At 66.1% G+C, this 19,369-nt stretch carries 20 protein-coding genes; 7 read left to right on the top strand and 13 right to left on the bottom strand.

The genetic code is table 11. The features are described 5' to 3' along the window. Positions 1-215: 215 nt before the first annotated feature. Positions 216-989, top strand: coding sequence for an SDR family NAD(P)-dependent oxidoreductase (locus ACM43_RS17055; protein ID WP_271541486.1), 774 nt, complete (start codon positions 216-218; stop codon positions 987-989). Between the two features lie 155 nt (positions 990-1,144). Here the strand turns inward: ACM43_RS17055 and ACM43_RS17050 are convergent, their stop codons facing one another. From ACM43_RS17050 to ACM43_RS17025, 6 genes are all read right to left on the bottom strand, one after another. After that, entirely contained in the window at positions 1,145-1,822 is a 678-nt protein-coding gene (locus ACM43_RS17050) for a hypothetical protein (protein ID WP_157284956.1), read from the bottom strand. 125 nt (positions 1,823-1,947) lie between these two features. Further along, positions 1,948-2,430, bottom strand: a complete 483-nt coding sequence (gene greA / locus ACM43_RS17045; RefSeq protein ID WP_271541484.1) for a transcription elongation factor GreA — start codon at positions 2,428-2,430, stop codon at positions 1,948-1,950. Between the two features lie 54 nt (positions 2,431-2,484). Then, positions 2,485-3,000, bottom strand: a complete 516-nt coding sequence (locus ACM43_RS17040; protein ID WP_271541482.1) for a hypothetical protein — start codon at positions 2,998-3,000, stop codon at positions 2,485-2,487. Positions 3,001-3,278: 278 nt separating this feature from the next. Beyond that, positions 3,279-3,617: a hypothetical protein gene (locus ACM43_RS17035; RefSeq protein ID WP_036009769.1), complete on the bottom strand. Its 339-nt coding sequence runs from the start codon at positions 3,615-3,617 to the stop codon at positions 3,279-3,281. A 175-nt stretch (positions 3,618-3,792) separates the two neighbouring features. Beyond that, a complete protein-coding gene (locus ACM43_RS17030) occupies positions 3,793-4,311 on the bottom strand; it encodes a hypothetical protein (protein ID WP_271541478.1) in 519 nt (172 codons plus the stop codon). Positions 4,312-4,349: 38 nt separating this feature from the next. Next, positions 4,350-5,897: an acetolactate synthase large subunit gene (locus ACM43_RS17025; protein WP_271541476.1), complete on the bottom strand. Its 1,548-nt coding sequence runs from the start codon at positions 5,895-5,897 to the stop codon at positions 4,350-4,352. Positions 5,898-6,238: 341 nt separating this feature from the next. Between ACM43_RS17025 and ACM43_RS17020 the strand changes: the two genes are divergently transcribed. Both ACM43_RS17020 and ACM43_RS17015 read left to right on the top strand, forming a co-directional pair. After that, positions 6,239-6,739 (top strand): L,D-transpeptidase, encoded by a 501-nt coding sequence (locus ACM43_RS17020; RefSeq protein ID WP_430516674.1) that lies wholly within the window; start codon positions 6,239-6,241, stop codon positions 6,737-6,739. Between the two features lie 71 nt (positions 6,740-6,810). After that, a complete protein-coding gene (locus ACM43_RS17015) occupies positions 6,811-7,623 on the top strand; it encodes a DUF2927 domain-containing protein (RefSeq protein WP_157284960.1) in 813 nt (270 codons plus the stop codon). Positions 7,624-7,642: 19 nt separating this feature from the next. Here the strand turns inward: ACM43_RS17015 and ACM43_RS17010 are convergent, their stop codons facing one another. Both ACM43_RS17010 and ACM43_RS17005 read right to left on the bottom strand, forming a co-directional pair. Next, positions 7,643-8,671: a YcjF family protein gene (locus tag ACM43_RS17010; protein WP_271541473.1), complete on the bottom strand. Its 1,029-nt coding sequence runs from the start codon at positions 8,669-8,671 to the stop codon at positions 7,643-7,645. After that, positions 8,668-10,137: a YcjX family protein gene (locus tag ACM43_RS17005; RefSeq protein WP_271541471.1), complete on the bottom strand. Its 1,470-nt coding sequence runs from the start codon at positions 10,135-10,137 to the stop codon at positions 8,668-8,670. The genes ACM43_RS17010 and ACM43_RS17005 overlap by 4 nt, the downstream gene beginning before the upstream one ends. Before the next feature lie 185 nt (positions 10,138-10,322). On the opposite strand from ACM43_RS17005, the gene trhA reads away from it, so the two are divergent. Both trhA and ACM43_RS16995 read left to right on the top strand, forming a co-directional pair. Beyond that, on the top strand, positions 10,323-11,018 hold the full coding sequence (trhA, locus tag ACM43_RS17000) for a PAQR family membrane homeostasis protein TrhA (protein ID WP_036009743.1): 696 nt from the start codon (positions 10,323-10,325) through the stop codon (positions 11,016-11,018). A gap of 41 nt (positions 11,019-11,059) precedes the next feature. After that, on the top strand, positions 11,060-11,854 hold the full coding sequence (locus ACM43_RS16995) for an SDR family oxidoreductase (RefSeq protein WP_271541468.1): 795 nt from the start codon (positions 11,060-11,062) through the stop codon (positions 11,852-11,854). Between the two features lie 142 nt (positions 11,855-11,996). Here ACM43_RS16995 and ACM43_RS16990 read toward each other — a convergent pair whose 3' ends face one another. After that, entirely contained in the window at positions 11,997-12,458 is a 462-nt protein-coding gene (locus tag ACM43_RS16990; protein WP_271541466.1) for a MarR family winged helix-turn-helix transcriptional regulator, read from the bottom strand. A 123-nt stretch (positions 12,459-12,581) separates the two neighbouring features. Here ACM43_RS16990 and ACM43_RS16985 point away from each other — a divergent pair, with 123 nt between their 5' ends. Next, entirely contained in the window at positions 12,582-13,358 is a 777-nt protein-coding gene (locus tag ACM43_RS16985) for an SDR family NAD(P)-dependent oxidoreductase (RefSeq protein WP_271541464.1), read from the top strand. A gap of 8 nt (positions 13,359-13,366) precedes the next feature. Here ACM43_RS16985 and mdlC read toward each other — a convergent pair whose 3' ends face one another. The 4 genes from mdlC to ACM43_RS16965 all read right to left on the bottom strand — a co-directional run bounded on the left by mdlC (position 13,367) and on the right by ACM43_RS16965 (position 18,274). Further along, positions 13,367-14,989, bottom strand: a complete 1,623-nt coding sequence (gene mdlC / locus ACM43_RS16980) for a benzoylformate decarboxylase (protein ID WP_271541462.1) — start codon at positions 14,987-14,989, stop codon at positions 13,367-13,369. A gap of 137 nt (positions 14,990-15,126) precedes the next feature. Continuing rightward, positions 15,127-15,978 (bottom strand): FAS1-like dehydratase domain-containing protein, encoded by an 852-nt coding sequence (locus ACM43_RS16975; protein ID WP_271541461.1) that lies wholly within the window; start codon positions 15,976-15,978, stop codon positions 15,127-15,129. Positions 15,979-15,993: 15 nt separating this feature from the next. Further along, the gene (locus ACM43_RS16970) at positions 15,994-17,094 is read right to left on the bottom strand and encodes a CaiB/BaiF CoA transferase family protein (RefSeq protein ID WP_271541459.1); all 1,101 of its coding nucleotides are present in this window, start codon (positions 17,092-17,094) and stop codon (positions 15,994-15,996) included. A 10-nt stretch (positions 17,095-17,104) separates the two neighbouring features. Continuing rightward, positions 17,105-18,274 carry an acyl-CoA dehydrogenase family protein gene (locus ACM43_RS16965; protein ID WP_057027777.1) on the bottom strand — a complete coding sequence of 390 codons (1,170 nt, stop codon included), beginning with the start codon at positions 18,272-18,274 and terminating at the stop codon, positions 17,105-17,107. A gap of 124 nt (positions 18,275-18,398) precedes the next feature. Here ACM43_RS16965 and ACM43_RS16960 point away from each other — a divergent pair, with 124 nt between their 5' ends. Then, on the top strand, positions 18,399-19,319 hold the full coding sequence (locus ACM43_RS16960) for a LysR substrate-binding domain-containing protein (RefSeq protein WP_036009724.1): 921 nt from the start codon (positions 18,399-18,401) through the stop codon (positions 19,317-19,319). Positions 19,320-19,369 lie beyond the last annotated feature (50 nt).

Here is a 19,369-nt window from a genome sequence, read left to right as displayed (position 1 = left end):
AAAATTCAATCAAGAAAGCGTCGGGATTATTTCACCATCAGGTGCTTCCGACCAGACCTATCGTGAGTTGATTTTCAATCGACTGCGCGTCGATTCGCCTCCACGATCTGCGGCAAGGACAAAGGGGGGCGGCTGGAAATGGTGAGCGACGAGCCGTATCTGAAATGATCCGCGGGGGCGGTAGATTGCGTCCTGAAACAGCCTGGGAGAACCGCATGGCGACCATATTCATCACGGGCAGCACGGATGGCCTCGGCCGGGCGGCGGCGCAATCGCTGCTCGATCAGGGGCACCGCGTCGTGCTGCACGCGCGTTCGGCCGATCGTGGGGCAGCCCTCGGCGGGCTCGCGTCGCGTGCGAAGGGATTGGTGGTCGGCGATCTCAGGAGCGCGGCGGAGACGCGGAGCATCGCCGACCAGGTCAACGCGATCGGGCGCATGGATGCGGTCATTCACAATGCCGGCGTCTACACGCGGCCGAGCCGCGGCGCGACGCCGGAAGGCCATGCCGAGACGCTGGCCATCAACACGCTTGCGCCGTTCATGCTCACGGCCCTGATCGCGCGGCCGGCCCGATTGGTCTATCTCAGCAGCGGATTGCACCGCGGTGGAGAGGGCTCGCTCGACGATCTCGATTGGACCAAGCGGACGTGGGACGCGGGCACGGCCTATGCCGAGAGCAAGCTGCACGTCGTCGCGCTCGCCTTCGCACTGGCGCGACGCTGGCCCAACGTCCTCTGCAACGCCGTCGATCCCGGTTGGGTGCGCACGAAGATGGGCGGCGCAGGCGCCCCGGTCGATATCGACACCGGGCAACGCACCCAGACCTGGCTGGCAGTCAGCGAGGATCCCGCGGCCCTCGTGAGCGGGCGCTACTGGCATCACCTCGAGCAGCAAGCGCCGGCCCGTGAGGCGACGGATTCGAGATTTCAGGACCGGCTCATCGGCAAACTGAGTGAGCTGACGGGCGTCGAGCTGCCGGAGGTGTGACGCTCGATGTATCCTCGTCATTGCGAGCCAACGGGTCCGCGCGAAGCGCGGCCCGATGACAGGCTCCACGAAGCAGTCCAGAATTCTTCTGCGGAAAGACTCTGGATTGCTTCGTCGCAAGGGCTCCTCGCAATGACGGTGGAGAGAGCGGCGCCTCACATCGCGCGCTGTGGCCGCCAGGCCGTGTAGAGACCGATCAGTGTCCCCATGGCGACCAGCGCGGCCGCCAGCAGTACCTGCAATTCGCCATCATCGGTGGGGCCGATGGACGACACCAGCCGGGATACGATGACGAACAGAATGCCCACTGCGGCCGCGGCCCCCACGCAGAGATAAGCGAGCTCGCGCGTCAGGCTGCGGCCGAGCAGTCCGAGCGCGGTGAAATACATCGAGCAGGCGTTGGGATGAACGAACAAGGCAATGCGCGCATAGCGGCCATAGGCGTCGAACAGCGACTCGCATCGGCGCAGGGCCGCCTTCGAGGCCACCCGCTGCAGAAACGGCCTGAAGAAACGCGCCTGTCCATAGCTGAGAACGGCGCCCAGGATGATGGCGAGCCACGCCGCGAGGAAGACGGAGCCATCCACGGCCTTCGGACTGAGCGCCACGGACATCAGAATGAGGGCGGTGCCGGGAAAATAGCCGAAATACGGGAAGACCGCTTCCACCAGCACGCAGGCGAACATGAAGGCTGGAAACCATGCCGACCCGGCCGCACCATGGACGATGGCGTTCAGGTCGAACAGGCTCGTCCTGTAGAGAACGAGGTACATGCACATGGCGAGGCCCGCCAGCGCATAGAACGGCAAGGCTCCAGACAAAAACCGTCTCATCCAATCATCAACTTCGTTTGGCGGAGACGACGGCCTCGCGCTGTTCCGGATCATGCTTTAGGCGAATGGGATTGAGGCTGTCGATGGCGCTCTTTGCCACGCAACTCACCTCGGCTTGCGCCCCCCTACGCAATCGACAGGATCTCGATCTCCTGCGCGCCTGAACCGACGACGTCGCCGACCGCCTTGCCCATCAGCGACCGCGCGACCGGCGCGACGAACGAGATCGAGCCGGCCTTGGGATCGGCTTCGTCCTCGCCGACGATGCGGTAGGTCTGGACGCGGCCGTCAGCGCGGCTGAAGCTCACGGTGCTGCCGAAGGCGACGATTTCGGTCGCGACAGGATCGGGCATCACCTGCGCCGTGCGCAAGCGTTCGGTGAGATAGCGGAGATCGCGCAGGGGCACGGCGGACTGCCGGCGCCTCTCGTTGACGTCCTCGATGGCTTGCGCGGCTTCATAGGCCGCCCGTGCTTCGGCGAGCTGCGCCTGCAATGCGTTGAAGCCTGCTTCCGTCACGAGGTTCGGATGCGGCGAGATCGGGCGGTCCGGCAACAGCGTCTCGGACGCGGTTTCGGCGCTCTCTTCCTTGGTGAAGGCGACGCTCAATTGAAGATCCTGTCGAACTGTTTCGCATGCGACGCCATGGCGCCGACGACGAGATTATATCTCAAGTTCGACGAAACGGCGGAGCTTGAAGACGAGGTCCGGCACGGCCTGGCGGAACCGGGTTGCGTTCTGGAAACTGGTGGAGAACGGCGCGAAAGTGAGCATCGCGTTCCAGTGCCGGTAACCATAGACCGTGACCGAGACGCCGGAACTCGGGAAGTTGTCCAGCTTGCGCAGCTCGCCGAGCACGAGATCGGCGATCGCCTCCGCCGGCAGCAGCCGCTTGCCGTCACGCGTGGTTGCGATTTGCGCGGGCGGCTCGGCCGGCTCGGCGGCCGCCGCTGCGGCATCGGGCGCGCTCTCGGCTTTGGCCGCATCGGATCCGGACTCGGACCTGGACTCGGACTTGGACTCGGACCTGGACGTCGCGGCCGGCTCCACGGGATCCGCCGGAACGATCGGCGGGACCTCGGCGAGCGGAGGCGGTGCAACAGGGTCTGCGCGCTTGTTGCCTCCCAGGATGCTGCTGATCATGGCCACAAGGCCGGCATCCTTCACCTCGTCGCTCATCATTCCCCCCGGGCTTCGGCCTACTCTAGCACCGCTCGCGCAGACCGCCACCGGCGATCTGGCAGGGCTATCGCACATGGGAGCTCTTCCCTTGCGGCCATCCTTCGAGACGCCCGCTTTGGCGGGCTCCTCAGGATGAGGTCGGAGTGCGCGGCAGCAGCTTCAACGAGCGCTGGTGCCGCAGAGCCTCATCCTGAGCAGGCGCGTAAGCGCCGTCTCGAAGGACGAGGCGTGCGCGCCGGCCCCGCCACAAGTCATAGGCGATAGCGTGCGATCCGTTACTGCTTAGCGAACGGAATGTATTGGTGGTACCGCTTGGGCACCGAGCTGCGGTAGCGCGCCGGCACGGTGCCGGTGTCGACCGAATGATCGATCTCCTGCTGGCGGGTCATCTTCTTCTTCGCCGGCTTCTTCGACGCGCTCTTCTTGCCGTCAGTAGGCTGGCTGGACGTGTCGGTGGTCGCGCTTGGCGCTGTGGTCGTCGCAGCCGGCGCAGTGCTTGTCGCGGCAGGCGCAGCGGTTCCGCCCGTGGCCGGCGCGCCCTGCGCCAGCGCGAGCGGCGATTGCATCATGAGCATCAGCGCTGCCGTCGCAGCCAGCAAATATGATTTCTGCATCAGAACCTCCAAAGTGCCTGATCCGAATGAGCCAGCGTAGGCCTCCGGCATCGACGCGTGCAAGTCCGCCCACGATAGGCCCGATCGCACGCCGAAACTGTGGTGGGGGTCACACTCCCGGCATGGTCTGCCTCACGACCTCGCAGCGCGCGCAGGTGCGCAATGGCGCGCTCGGCTATGCGCGAGCTGCGCGGCCGGCCTCCTCCAGTCGCGAGGCGAACCAGCGTGACAGCGGCTCGTCGACGGCACCGCTGACATAGACCTCCGACATCGTCACATGTTGCCTGTCCAGCACCAGGAGCAGGCCGATCCAATAAGGAAACCAGACATGGACGTCGGTCAGCGCCCGCAGCTTGTGCTGGTCGTGATCGAGCGGCGTGTGGTTGCTCGCCTTGCGGATCTCCACGGCGAGCAGATTGTTCGGGATCTCGCGCTGATGCACGACGACATCGGGGTAGATCGACTTACCGAGATGGTCGTCGGTCGAGATGATGGTGCCGTGCGGCAGATGCAGCGTGCGCTCGCCGAGCCGGTCGTAATTGCAGTCGACCGACCAGCCCGAAAACTGCTTCTCCAGATGCACGGCGAAACGGTGCGTGACCGCCCGCTCGCCGACGTCCTTCTCGAACAGGAAGCCCTCGTGGGCGTAGAAGTCCCTGACAGAAGCGATCACCTTGTTCAGCTCGGTCTGCATCGTGCCTCCGGGCTCACGGCGCTCTGTCTGCTGCCGCCCTACATCTGAACTTCGATCAGGCGCGGGCCGGGCTCGGCGACGGCCTCTGCCAGCGCCTTGTTGAACTCGTCGGCGTTGGTGACGGCGCGGCCGGGAACGCCCATGCCTTTGGCCAGCGCCACGAAGTCCAAGGTCGGGCGGTCGAGGCGGAGCATGTCGTTGGCGCGCTGGCCGGGCTCGCCGGCGCCGACATTGTCGAACTCACCGCGCAGGATCTGGTAGATGCGGTTGGCGAACACGATGGTGACGATGTCGAGGTTCTCGCGCGCCTGAGTCCACAGCGACTGGATCGTGTACATCGCGCTGCCGTCGCCGACCATGGTGATCACCTTGCGGTCCGGGCAGGCGATCGCGGCACCGATCGACAGCGGCGTCGAGAAGCCGATCGAGCCGCCCATGTTCTGCAGCCAGTCGTGCGGGGCGGCCGCCGCCGTCGGCGGGAAGAAGCCGCGGCCGGTGGTGAGGGATTCGTCGACCATGATCGCGTTCTCGGGGATCGCACAGGCAATGGCCTGCGCGATGGAGGCGAAGGTGAGCGCGCCGGTCGGCTTGACCAGTTCCTGCAGCGCCTGCGGCTTGACGTCCCTGGCGCTGGCTTTCACGGCGCCAGCGAGCGCTTCGAGCGCGGCGACCGAATTCTCGCCCCAGGAGGTCATGCGATGCACCTCGCAGCCCTGCGGCTTGAGCATGCTCGGCTTGTTCGGATAGGCGAAGAATGCCACGGGGTCGTCGGACTCGACCAGCACGATGTGACGGAATTTCGCCAGCATCGGCAGGGCCTGATCGATGACGTAGTGGATGCGGTCGATCGAGAAACGGCCACGGCCGCGCGCCATCTTCGGACGGAAGGTCGGGCCCATCACCGTGCAGCCGGTCTTGCCGGCGATGCGCTCGGCCAGGGCCAGACCCTGCGCGCTCAGCGCGCTGCCGGTCATCAGGAGCAGCGTGCCTTCGCCGTCGCCATGCAGGATCTTTGCGGCCTGCTCGACCGCCTGCGGCGAATAGCTGGCGCGCTGCTGCTCGGCCGGAACCTCGGCGATGCCGTCGGCCTCGTTCCAGGCGGTATCGGCGGGCAGGATCAAGGTCGCGATCTGCGGCGGCGCGCTTTTGGCGGCGGCAATTGCCGCGGCGCCGTCGGCGGCGACCGATTTGGCATCCGGCGAGGTGCGGACCCAGGACGACATCGGCCGGGCCAGGCCTTCGATGTCCGAGGTCAGCGGGGCATTGTAGCCGATGTGGTAGACGGCGTGCTGGCCGACGATGTTGACGATGCCGGAATTGGCCTTCTTGGCATTGTGCAGATTGGCAAGGCCGTTGGCGAGGCCGGGGCCGAGATGCAGCAGGGTCGAGGCCGGCGTGCCCTTCATGCGGAAATAGCCGTCGGCCGCGCCCGTCACCACGCCTTCGAACAGGCCGAGCACGCAGCGCATGCCGGGGACACGGTCGAGCGCCGCGACGAAATGCATCTCGGAGGTGCCGGGGTTGGTGAAGCAGACGTCCACCCCGCCCTTGACCATCGTCCGCACCAGGCTTTCCGCACCGTTCATTCTGTCTGCTCCCGCAACCGGCATTTCCAGCAATCCGTTCGATCAATCATTGTTCGCGCCGCCCGTCAAAGCAATAGCGGGCATTGCGGCCCTGCCCCGCGTGGTGAGACGCGGATTTGGCTAACGCTTTCCAGCAAATTGGCGCAGTTGCGATTTGGTAACGTCAGTCGTTAACGATGCGACCCTCACGGGCCCGTGGCTTGCGAAACGCGCGCAAATATGGCCTCTGGGTCCGGTTGAATCGATTTTTTCTGGGGGAGATGATGATCCGGTTTTTTGCCGCTCCGATGGCCGCAATGGCGCTGCTGCTGGCTGGCGCAACCGACGCGTCCGCGACGGGGATGATAGACTTCACGGGCACCAGTTCCACCAGCTATATCGGCCGCGGCGGCTCGAGCCCGATCCCCCGCACCACCGTCATGTATAACGGCAGCTACGCCCCGGGCACCGTCGTCGTGAACACCGCCGAGCGGCGGCTCTATTTGGTGCTCGGGAACGGGCAAGCGCTGCGCTACGGCATCGGCGTCGGCCGCGACGGCTTCCGCTGGGCCGGGGTGCACAGGATCACCGCCAAGAGGGAATGGCCGGACTGGACGCCGCCCTCGCAGATGCTGGCGCGCCGGCCGGACCTGCCGCGCCACATGAAGGGCGGCATCGACAACCCGCTCGGCGCCCGCGCCATGTATCTGGGCTCGACGCTGTACCGCATCCACGGCTCCAACGAGCCGGAGACGATCGGTCAGGCCGTCTCCTCGGGCTGCTTCCGCATGACCAACGACGACGTCACCGACCTCTATAGCCGCGTCTCGATCGGCACCCCGGTGGTGGTGCTGAACAACTGACCAGGAACCCGCGCGACGCGTGAATTTGCGCTCTTGTGCACGCGGGGCGAATGCGGCAGCGTCACAGCACGATGAGCGCATTCCCGCCCTCGCCCGGCTTTCGCTTCGCCCTGCTGGCCCTCGCGACGCTTGCCTGCGCGCCTGACATCGCACCCATGGCTGCCGCCGGCGAGCTGCCCGCGGTGTCCTCGCGCCAGCGCGCCGAGAAGAAGAGCTTCACCGACGGCGAGATCATCGAAGGCTTCCTGAAGACGGCATTCGGCGCCGAGTACCATCTTGCCGGCCGCGTCGACCGCATCCGCAAGTTCGACGGGCCGGTACGCGTCTACGCCGAGAGCGACCGCGAGGATCGCAAGACGCAGCTCGCCAAGGTCGTGGCCGACATCGGCAAGCGCGTGCAGCATCTCGACATCGCCATGATCGACACCAACGAAGCGGCGAATGTGCGCGTGAAGCTGGTGCGCGACCGCGATCTGTTCCGCACCATCTCGAGCTTCTACGGCGCCGAGAAGGCGCGCGAGATCCGCTCCTCGCTCGATCCGCAATGCCTGTCCGGCTTCCGCAAGAACGACAATTTCGAGATCGAGCATTCCGACGTCATCCTCACCGTCGACAACGGCGATTTCACCTTCCTCGATTGCGCCTATGAGGAGCTGCTGCAATCGCTCGGGCCGATCAACGACACCACGAGCGTGCCCTGGACCATGTTCAACGACAACGTCTCGATGGGCTATTTCGACGTCTACGACCAGTACATCCTCAACCTGCTGTACGATCCCCGCATCAAGGCGGGCATGACCGTGGCGGAGGTCAAGGCCGTGCTTCCCGCCGTCCTCAAGGACGTGCGCGCTTGGGTGAAGCGGGCGAATAATCTGAAGGAGTGAGGCGGTCCAAGGGAGCGATCTACTCGTCCCCGTCCTTCTTCCGCAGCAGATCCGTCGCCAGATCCGACAGCTTCGGCGGCGGCAGGGCCGCGAACGGCAGCGGCCGCGTCACATCGATCGCGGCCAATCCCAGCCGCGCCGTCAGCAGCCCGTTCAGCACGCCTTCACCCAAGCGCTGCGACAGCTTCGCCGCGATGCCGTGGCCGAGCATCTGCTGCACCAGGCTGTCGCTCGCGGCCATGCCGCCGGTGATGGCGAGATGGGCGATGACGTGGCGAAGCAGGCGGATCATGCCGAGCGCGCCGGGACGGCCGCCATAGAGATAAGCGAGCTGGCGGATCAGGCGCAGCGCCGCCACGAACACGAACAGCACGTCGATGGCGGCGCGCGGGCTCACCGCCGTCACGATGGAGACTTTTTGCGCGGCCGAGGACACCAGCCGCCGCGCCTCGGCGTCCAGCGGCGACATCAGCTCGCGCTCGGCGAGGCGGATCATGTCGGCGCCGTCGATGATCTCGCCGGCGTGGCTCTCCAGCGTCGCGCGGGCGCGCGCCAGCTGCGGATTCTGGTGCGCGATCTTGAGCAGGTCCTGGACGATGACGCGGCTCTCCTTGCGATCGTCGCTGGCCAGCACGGAAGCTGCGCGCTGGTGCAGCTTCTCGATGGTCGCAAGGCGCGCGAGACCGAACGCCTCGCGTCCGATCACCACGGCAAGCGCCAGCGCGGTGACGGCGGCGAAGGCAAGCCCGACGAAGCCGAGTGTCTCGTTGCGCGCGAACAGATCCTCGATCAGGTGGACCACGCCGAGCCCGGTGCCGAGCAGCGTCAATCCGGCGAGCCCCGACCAGAACAGCGTGCCCCAGGGAAAGCCGCGCCGCGCCGGGACTGCGGCTTGCACCGGCACCGGCAGCATCGCCGGATCGGGCTCCGGCGTGATCTGGATGGTGACGCGACCGAGACGGCCGGTCTCATCGGCCTCGGCGACGACGACGCCGGGATCGTCGAGCCGGAACGTCGCCGGCCGCCGTGGCTTGGATCGCTCGGTCATGACAGCTTGTCTCCGATCAGGAACTGCAAGGCACGGTCGAGGCGGATGTGTGGCAGCGTCGGCTCTTCGGCACCCTCGCGTTCGAGCTTCGGCGGGCGGAAGCGCAGGAAGCGGAAATCGCTGTTCCCGGCCGCCGCCGTCGCGAGCCCGCGGAACGCATCCGTGCCGTTGAACAGCGGTTCGGGATCGAGCGGAAGATCGCCCGGAAAGGTCGCAACCTCGGTGTTGCCGTCGAAGAACTCGCCCCCGGCGCTTTCGCCCGCGGCGGGTGTTCCGAGGATCGACGGCAGCTTGTCGCGGCCGTGCGCCACCTGCGCTTCGCGCGTGGCGCGCACCGCGGCCAGCGCCACGACGTCGATCGCCGCGCCGGTGTTTTCCGCGCGCGCGACCGCGCGCGCGACCGCGCGGCGCAGCACGGCCTCGAGCCGGTCGTGGCTCGAATGATGCAGATGATCCGCCTTGGTCGCGGCGAACAGGATGCGGTCGATGCGCGGCCGGAACAGGCTGGAGAGAATCGTGCTGCGGCCGGTGTTGAAGCAGTCGAGAATGCCTGATAGCGCGGCTTCGAGATCGTGCAGCGCCTCGGGGCCTGAGTTGAAAGCGGAGAGCGCGTCGGCCAGCACGATCTGACGGTCGAGCCGCGCGAAATGATCTCGGAAGAACGGCCGCACGACGACGTCCTTGTAGGCTTCGAAGCGCCGCACCATCATCGCCCACAGCGATCCCTCGCCCGCCTGCCCGACAGCAGGCACGTCCAGCGGCGCAAAGGTCAGCGCCGGCGTATCGGCGAGATTGCCAGGCATCAGGAAGCGGCCGGGCGGCAACAGGCTCATCGCAAAGCGCTCGTCGCGGCAGGCGCGCAAATAATCGGTGAAGAGCTTTGCGGCCGTCAGCGTCGCCTGCTCGTCCTCGCGCGATTCGGGCTTGAGCGTTGCGAGATGACTGTGCCACTCGGCCGCGAGATGCGCGCGCGGCGCCTCGCGCGACAGCGCCAGGCTCTCCGCCGACCATTGCTCGTAGCTCTTGTGAAGCAGCGGCAGGTCCAGCAGCCATTCGCCGGGATAGTCGACGATGTCGAGCGTCAGCGTTCGGTCGGCGCCGTTCGGGCGCTGGTAGTCGATCACGAGCCTGAGCTCGCTGATGTCCACGGTCGAGCTCGGCCAGCGCCGTTCCTCGATCAGCGCGCGCAGATGGGTCTCATAGGCAAAGCGCGGCACGGCATCGTCCGGCTGCGGCGCCAGGTGCGCCCGCGCGATCCGGCCCGAGGCATAGGCCTCGAACACCGGAAACCTGCCGCCGCGCGTCAGTCCATGGATCAGCGCGGTGATGAATACGGTCTTACCGGCGCGCGACAGACCGGTGACACCAAGCCGCACCGTCGGGTTGAAGAAATGCTCGCCATAGTCGATCAGCGCCCGCGCCGACAGCCGCGCTTCCTCGACCATATCCTGGAAACTGAATGCCATATGAACGTGAGGGGATCTCGGGCGAGGGATACGCAAAACGGATTAGTCACAAAAGTGGCAATTGCCTGAAGAAATTCAAGCTTTCATACTTCCACCGCCTTTCTCGGCAAATCAGCCGTTTGAACGACCCGCCGGTCCCGAAACACCCATCGAGAGGGCATTGCCTCGAGCCTTTGCGGATTGCCATGACCGTCTTCCAGTTGAAGCAGCTTGCATCCTCTTCCGTCCACGCCGCAGCCGACGCGATCGGCTGGGACTACGATCGTGCCGAGCTGATCGCCGACGGCATCGTCCACGGGATCGGCGTGCTCGCGGGCATCATTGCCGCGACGGTGCTGGTGGTGCTGACGGCGGTCTATGCCGACGCCACCGACATCGTCGGCGTCTCCGTCTATGTCGCCGGCCTGCTCTCGATGCTGGTGCTGTCGGCGACCTATAATCTCTGGCCGGTCTCGCCGGCTAAATGGCTGCTGCGCCGCTTCGACCATTCCGCGATCTATCTTTTGATCGCCGCGACCTACACGCCGTTCATCCTGGAGCTGAAGGACAGCGTGTTCGCGTTGGTGCTGCTGGCCGGCGTCTGGTGCGTGGCAATCCTCGGCATCGTGCTGAAGCTGCTCTATCCCGGCCGGTTCGACCGCGTCTCGGTCGGCATCTATCTCGCGATGGGCTGGAGCGGCATGATGCTCTACGATGCCGTGGTCAGGGCGTTGCCCACGCTGGTGCTGGGCTTCATCCTTGCCGGCGGCCTGCTCTACAGCTTCGGCGTGATCTTCCACGCCTGGCGACGGCTGCGCTTTCAGAATGCGATCTGGCACGGCTTTGTCTTGGCCGGCGCGGCATGTCATTATACCGCGGTGCTCGACCTCGTGTTGAGCTGAGAAGTTTCCGCGAAGCGGTATAAGACGAGAGGAGACGTCGCATGCAGGTGACCGGCAAGGTCGTGGTCGTCACGGGCGGCGCAAACGGCATCGGCAAGGCGCTGTGCGAGGCCTTTCACAATGCGGGTGCGGCCAAGGTCGTGGTCGCGGACATGGACGCCGCCAATGCGCGAGCGGTCGCGGCCATGGTCGATGGCGCCGCGTTCAAATGCGACGTCGCGCAGGAAAAGGACATCGTCCACGTCATCGAGGAGACCGAGCGGCAGTTCGGCCCGATCGCGCTGTTCTGCTCCAACGCCGGCATCGGCGGCGGCTTCGATCCGATGTCGGAGAATGCCGGCGGCGCTTCGGACGAGCCGTGGCAGCGCAGCTGGGCGATCCACGTCATGGCGCATGTCTATGCGGCACGGCATCTCGTCCCCCGCATGAGGGCGCGCGGCGGCGGCTATTTCCTCAACACCATCTCGGCCGCGGGCCTGTTGTCGCAGGTCGGCAGCCCGGCCTATTCGACGACGAAGCACGCGGCGGTCGGTTTTGCCGAGAATCTCGCGATCTCGCACAAGGCCCACAACATCAAGGTCTCGATCCTCTGCCCGCAGGGTGTCGACACCAACATGCTGCGCTCGATTCCCAAGGGCCCGCAATCCGGCGACGGCGACCTGACGCCCGAGCAGGTGGCGAAAGACGTGCTCGCCGGCCTCGAGCAGGAGACGTTCCTGATCCTGCCGCACCCGCAAGTGCTCGGCTACATGCGCAAGAAGACCGAGAATTACGACCGCTGGATCGGCGGCATGGCCAAGATCCAGGCGCGGATGCGGGAAGAGTTCGGGAGGTAGTCGACGTCGTTACCGCAAAGAACCCTGTCATGCTCCGCGAAGGCGGGGCATCCAGTATGCCGCGGCGGTAATTGGTTTGCACAACTGCCGCCGTGGAATACTGGATCGCCCGCCTTCGCGGGCGATGACACTGATAGTGTGGCTACACCGCCGCTTCCACCGTCTCCCCCACCCGGCTCGCCCGCAGCGCGCGCGCATAGAGCATCATGCCCTCGCACACGGTGCGCTGCTCGGCCGGCGTCAGCGCGGCCAGCGCGCCGCGCACCTGCTGCCGGCCGAACGCATGGAGGGCCTCCAGCGTGCGCCGGCCCTTCGCCGTCAGCGACAGCAGCTTGCTGCGCGCATCCGTCTCGTCCGGCGTCTCCTTGAGCTCGCCGCAATCGACCAGCTTGCGCACCAGGCGGCTGACGCTGGATTTCTCCAGCCGCAGGAAATCGCCGAGCTCGCCCGAATTCATCGGGCCGCGGATGCCGATCTCCAGGATGGTGTGGACCGCCGAGGGCGGATAGCCCGAGGCCGCCACCGTGGCGTCCATGAAGCCGAGTTCGCGCACCATCAGGCGCGAGGCGGCGCGGATGTCGTCGATCAGCGAAAGCTCGGCCATCTTGACTCCGCCCATATAGTTGTACCATACAACTATATGGGCGGAACGGCGCGCGCAAGTGTCTTGGAGTCCAAGTGTCTTGGAGTCCAAGTGTCTTGGAGTTCAAGTGTCTTGGAGCGGACCATGAGCGGAGCTTTGCCGGCAGGTCAGCGGATGAGCGGCAAGGTCTGCCTGGTCACGGGCGGCGGCAGCGGCATCGGGCGCGCGACGGCGCTGCGGATGGCTGCCGAAGGGGCGGCAGCCATCATCATCGCCGGCCGGCGCGAGGCCGAGATCGAGGCCACCGCCGCCGCGTGCCGCGAGCTCGGCACGGAGGCGATCGCGCTCAAGACCGACATCACAAAAGACGACGAGGTCGCGCGCCTCGTCGCCACAGCCGTCGGGCGCTGCGGCCGGCTCGACGTCGCCTTCAACAATGCCGGCTTCCAGGAGCGCCGCGCGCCGCTGGAGGAGCAGGGCACGGAGATCTACGACAGCGTGTTCGACACCAATGTCCGCGCGCTGTTCCTCTGCCTGCGCCATCAGTTGCCGGCGATGCTGGCGCAGGGGCGCGGCAGCATCGTCGTCAACACCTCCGTCAGCGGCGTGCGCAATCCCAATCCAGGCTTTTCGCTCTACTCGGCCTCAAAGGCCGCCGCAATCTCGCTGACGCGCTCGGCGGCGATGGAGAACGCGCCGCGTGGCATTCGCATCAATGCGATCGCGCCCGGCCGCGTCGTCACAGACATGATGCTGCGCGCCGGCGTCGGCGATGTGGCAACGGTCAGTGCGGGATTGCCGCTGCGGCGGATGGGCAGCCCGGAGGAGGTCGCCGAGGCGGTGGTGTGGTTGTCGTCGGATGCGTCGTCGTATGTCGTCGGGCATGTGCTCGCGGCGGACGGAGGTTTTTTGGCGTCGTGATGACGCCGTCAATTCTTCTGCCCGTACAGCACCGGCACTGCGGAATCCACGACGACCTCGACGAGACTCGTGCCCGCATACGCCATGCCACGCTTCAGCGCTTCGCCCAGTTCCGCAGCCTTCGTCACCCGCACCGCATGGCAGCCCATGCCCTCGGCAAGCCGGACGAAATCGATCCCCGGCAACTCCAGCCCCGGCACGTTGCGCACCTGCATCACCTGGCTAAACGAGCGCATCGCGCCGTAGCCGGAATTGTTGATCACGACGACGGTAAGCGGCAGCTTGCGCTGCACGGCGGTCCAGAGCGCCTGGATCGAATACATCGCCGAGCCGTCGCCGATCAGGCACACCGTGCGCTGCTTCGGCTTGCCGAGCGCCATGCCGACAGCAGCCGGCAGCGAGTAGCCGAGACCGCCGCTCGACATGGTGTAGAAACTGTCCTGGCCGCGCATCGGCAGGAATTTTTGCATCGCCGGCCGGTGCGAGGGCACTTCCTCGACAAGTGATGCGTCATTCGGCATCGCCTGCGACAGCGAATGCAGCAGGAATTCGACCGGCAGCGGATCGGCAGGCTGCGGCGCCGGCGGCAGCGTGCGGCCCTTCGGCGCGGCGCGCTTGCTCTCCGGCAGCAGGTCGAGCAGCAGGCTCAGCGCCGGCTTCATCGTCGCGATGATGCTGGTGCCTGATGGCGTCACCGCGGCGGCATCCGCATCATCCGTGATCTGGAAGATGGTCGCGCCGCGGTCGAAGATCGCGGCATGGCCCTCGACATGGAAGGTGAACACCGGCGCGCCGATGACGACGACGACATCGTGCTCGCGCAGCGCATCGGACAGCTGCGCCGGCGAGGCGTGCAGAAAGCCTGCGAATTGCGGATGCCTTTCGGGGAACGAGCAGCGTGCAGAGAACGGACTAACCCAGACGCTCGCCCTGGTCTTCTCGGCAACGCGCACCATCAGATCCACCGCGCCGGCGCGATCGATTCCAGGGCCGACGACGAGCGCAGGGTGTTTGCTTGAGGCGAGCGCCGCAACCAGCGCCTTCATCGGCTCCAGCTCAGGGCCGATCTCGCGGCTCACTTTGCGCGCCTCGACCGGCGCGCAGGCATGGGCCCAATCGTCGATCGGGATCGACACGAAGGTCGGCCCGCACGGCGGCTGCATCGCGGTGTAATAGGCCCGCGCGATCGCGGCGGGCACGTCCTCCGGCCTTGCCGGCTCGACGCTGTATTTCACATAAGGCCGCGGAAACTCGGAGGCGCGCTCGGCATAGAGGAACGCCTGTAAGGGCAGGATCGAGCGGGCCTGTTGGCCTGCGGTGATCACTAGTGGGGTCTGGTTGCGATGCGCAGTGTAGATGTTGCCGAGCGCATTGCCGACGCCGGCCGCCGAATGCAGGTTGACGAAGCCGGCATTGCGCGTCGCCTGCGCATAGCCATCGGCCATGCCGACAGCGGAAGCTTCCTGCAGCGCCAGCACGTAGTCGATATCGTCGGGCCAGTCGCTGAGGAACGGCAGCTCGGTCGAACCAGGATTGCCGAACACCCTGTCGATGCCGAAGGCGCGCAGCAGGTCGAGCGTCGCCTGCTTCACGGTGACGGACTTGCTGCCGGTCTTGCCGTTCTTGGACATCGATTCCATCCCCTCTTAGTTCCTCATCCTGAGGAGCGCGTCTTCGCGCGTCTCGAAGGATGAAGGCCCGGCTGGTGGCCTCGCCCTTCGAGACGCCGCTGCGCGGCTCCTCAGGGTGAGGGTCTAACAGTGGTGGCTCACCACACCGCCGTGCCCTTCATCGTCGGCTGCCCCTCCGCGTTCGCGGTCCACAGCTCCATGCTCTCACCGCTGTCATTGGCGTTGACGGAGAACTCCGTGCCCTCGAACAGCGGCTGCACGCCGCGATACGAAAACCTCTTCGGCGCCTTGCCGCCACGAAGCTTGGCCGCCATCTCGACGATCAGCGCTGCCTGTAGTGGACCGTGGAAGATCAGGCCCGGATAGCCCTCGACCTCAGTGACGTAGTCGCGGTCGTAATGGATGCGGTGGCCGTTGAAGGTCAGCGCGGAGTAGCGGAACAGCAGCACGGGATCGGACACATGCGTTTCGCGATGCTGCGCCTGCGGCGGCGGAGGCGACGCCTTGCCGCCAGCCGGCGCGCCGCCGCTCATCTCGCGATAGACAATGTCCTGCCGCTCGCGGATCGCCGTGCCCCTTGGCGAGGAGATGCTGTGCTCGACCGAGACAAAGCACAGCGTGCCGGTCGATCCCGATTTCACCTGCACGTCGGCAATGCGCGAAGTCCGCGTCGATTCATCGCCGACGCGCAAGGGCTGCAAGAACTCGATCTCGCCGCCGGCCCACATCCGGCGCGGCAGCGGCACCGGCGGGAGGAAGCCGCCGCGGGTCGGATGGCCGTCCGGACCGAGCATCGACATCGGAAACACCGGCTGCGCCAGGCACCAATGCACCGTGAACGGCGCGGCGTCGCCCGCCTTGGGCTCGCCGACCTCCTGGAACAGCGTCGCGCGCAGGCCCTTCACGAGCTGCGCGGTGACGATGTCGGTGGCCTCCTGGCTGCGCCCGATCCATTGCCTGAGATGATCGATGTCGAGCTTCTCGGTCATGACGCTTCGCTCTCTTTATTTGGACTGGGGACGCTCGCCGATCGCGGGCACGGCGCCGTAGCTGCGCGTCTCGCCGACGATGATCGGCGCCGGCGCGGGATAGCTGACGCGGCCGTTCGGCGTGTCGACCTCGATCCGCCGCAGATGCGGATGGTTGGCGAGATCGGCCATGGTGTTGACCTCGGCGAACGCGATGTCCGCGTCCGAGAGCCGCTTCAACAGCTCGTCGCGCGTCATCTTGCCGAAGATATCGGCCACCGTCGTGTCGGTGAAGTCGCGGTTGCGCACGCGCTCGACCATGTTGGCGACGCGGGGATCGGCCGGCAGGTCCGGCTGATCCAGCACCTTCGCGCACAGCGTCTTCCACTCGCGTTCGCTCTGGATCGAGATCAGGATGTCCTTGCCGTCCTTGGAGGTGAACACACCATAGGGCGCGATCGATGGATGGCGCAGGCCCATTCGCTTGGGCGGATTGCCGGCTTCGGCATTGAGCAGCGGCACGGTGCACCAGTCCGCCATCACGTCGAACATGGAGATGCGGATGTCGGCGCCCTTGCCGGTGCGCCCGCGCGCGATCAGTGCCTCCAGGATCGCGGCATGCGCGGTGGCGCCGGTCGCAACATCCACGATCGACATGCCGACGCGCGAGGCGCCATCGGGATTGCCGGTGATCGAGGCGAGCCCGCTCTCGGCCTGGATCAGGAGATCATAGGCCTTGCGGTGGGCGTAGGGACCCTCGTCACCATAGCCGGTGATGGTGCACGAGATCAGCTTGGGATAGTCCTTCAAGAGCCGCTCGCGCGAGAAGCCGAGCTTGTCCATCGAGCCGGGTTTCAGGTTCTGGATCAGCACGTCGGCACTCGCGATCAGCTTCTCCAGCTCGGCGCGGCCTTCCTTCGTGGTGAGATCGACCACGACCGACTGCTTGCCGCGGTTGAGCCAGACGAAATAGCTGCTCTGGCCCTTGGCCGCGGCGTCATAGCCGCGGGCGAAATCGCCTTCGGGCCGCTCGATCTTGATCACCTCCGCGCCGGCATCCGCCAGGCGCGAGGAGCAGAACGGCGCCGCCACCGCCTGCTCGACCGCAATCACCCTGATCCCGTCCAATGCTCCCATGGCCGCAACCTCAGTACGAGCGCGGCATGCCGAGCACGTGCTCGGCGACGAAGGACAGCACGAGGTTGGTGGAGATCGGCGCCACCTGGTAGAGCCGCGTCTCGCGGAACTTGCGCTCGACGTCGTATTCCTCAGCAAAGCCGAAGCCGCCATGGGTCTGGATGCAGGCGTTCGCCGCTTCCCAGGACGCATCCGCCGCCAGCATCTTGGCCATGTTGGCCTCCGCGCCGCAATCGAGCCCGGCCTCGTATTTGCGCGTCGCTTCCTTCACCATCAGCTCGGCCGCGCGCATCGAGGCGTAGGCCTTGGCGATCGGAAACTGGATGCCTTGATTCTGGCCGATCGGCCGGCCGAAGACGGCGCGCTCCTTGGCGTAGTTCGTCGCCTTCGCGATGAACCACTTGGCGTCGCCGACGCATTCGGCCGCGATCAGGATGCGCTCGGCATTCATGCCTGAGAGGATGTAGCGAAAACCCTTACCTTCCTCGCCGATCAGATTCTCGGCCGGCACCCTCATGTCGGTGAAGAACACTTCGGTGGTGGCGTGGTTCATCATGGTGCGGATCGGGCGGATCTCGAGACCGTTGTTCTTGGCCTCGCGCATGTCGACGATGAACACCGAAAGGCCATCGGTGCGCTTCTTGACCTGGTCCTTCGGCGTAGTGCGCGCCAGCAGCACCATCAGGTCGGAATGCTCGGCGCGGCTGGTCCAGATCTTCTGGCCGTTGACGATGTAGCTGTCGTTGCCGTCCTTGCGCGCGAAGGTCTTCAGCGAGGAGGTGTCGGTGCCGCTGGTCGGCTCCGTGACGCCGAACGCCTGCAGCCGCAATTCGCCGCTCGCGATCTTCGGCAGGTACTTTGCCTTCTGCTCGGCATTGCCGTGCCTGAGCACCGTGCCCATCGTGTACATCTGCGCGTGGCAGCCGCCGCCATTGCAGCCCGCGCGCTGGATCTCTTCCAGGATCGCCGCGGCCGCCGACAGCTTCAGGCCCGCGCCGCCATATTCCTCGGGGATCAGCACCGAGAGATAGCCGGCCTCGGTCAGCGCATCGACGAACGCCTTGGGGTAGGCCATCTCGCGATCGAGCTTGCGCCAATATTCGCCCGGGAACTGCGCGCAGAGCTTGGCAACGGCCTCGCGGATGTCGGCATAATCTTCGGTGTGGTGTTCTTGACTCATGGCGTTTCCATTCTCAGCGGCAGTTAAGATAACGCCGGCGAACCCACGGGCGTTGTGAAAACAATGCCCGCCCCCTATGCTCATTTGTTATAGCGTATGGAGTAGCCTTCCAGGATTGGCAAGCATGGATTTCCGGCAGCTCAGGACCTTCAGTTGCGTGGCGGAGCTCGGCAGCCTGTCCAAGGCCTCCGACACATTGCGGGTGGCGCAGCCGGCGCTCTCCAGGCAGATCAAGCTGCTGGAACACGAGCTGCGCACAGAGCTCTTCACGCGCAACGGCCGTGGCATGGTGCTGACCGAGGCCGGCCGCCTGCTGCTCGCACGCACCTCCGGCATCGTGCGGCAGATCGACCAGATTCGCGACGACATCCAGTCGGCCAAGGGACCACCGTCCGGGCAGGTCGTGCTGGGCCTGGTTCCGACCGTCAGCTGCGTGCTGTCGGCGCGCTTTGCGCGGCGCTGCGTCGAAAAATTTCCCGGCATCTCGCTGCGCATCGTCGAGAGCTACAGCGGCCATCTGGTGGAATGGCTGCATCGCGGCGAGATGGACCTCGCCATCCTCTACGGCCGCTCCGCCGATCTGCATCTCAACGTGCAGAGCCTCGGGCGCGACAATATCGTCGCGGTGGGTCCGCGCGGCTGCGGCCTTGCCCGCAAGAAGAGCGTCGACATCGGCTGGCTGCTGCGGCAGCGGCTGGTGCTGCCCTCTCATTCCCACGGCCTCCGGGCGCTGATCGAGCACGCCGCGGCCCAGCGCAAGATCAAGCTCGACGTCCAGCTCGAGGCGGATTCGTTTCGCGTGCTGACGAGCCTGGTCGAGGAGGGCCTGGGCTTCGCGTTGCTGCCGCCGTCCTCGGTCCATGGCGAGGTCGCGGACGGGCGGCTGGAAACCGCCCCCGTATCGAAGCCGATGACCCGCGAGCTCATCTTTGCCTCTCCAATCGACCGCCCGGCCTCGACGGCCTCGCTCGCCATCACCGCGCTGTTGCGCGAGGAAGTCGCCGCCTGCCGCAAGGACGGCGTGTGGGACATCCGGCTGAGTTAGATGGCGTGTGGTAGAACAGCCGCGCGCGGTCGTGCCTTCGCATCTGGCGC

Source organism: Bradyrhizobium sp. CCBAU 45321, assembly GCF_028128975.1.
GTDB classification, from domain to species: Bacteria; Pseudomonadota; Alphaproteobacteria; order Rhizobiales; family Xanthobacteraceae; genus Bradyrhizobium; species Bradyrhizobium yuanmingense.
The sequence above is the reverse complement of the archived record's forward strand: the minus strand, read 5'-3'. Positions and strand labels throughout refer to the sequence as shown.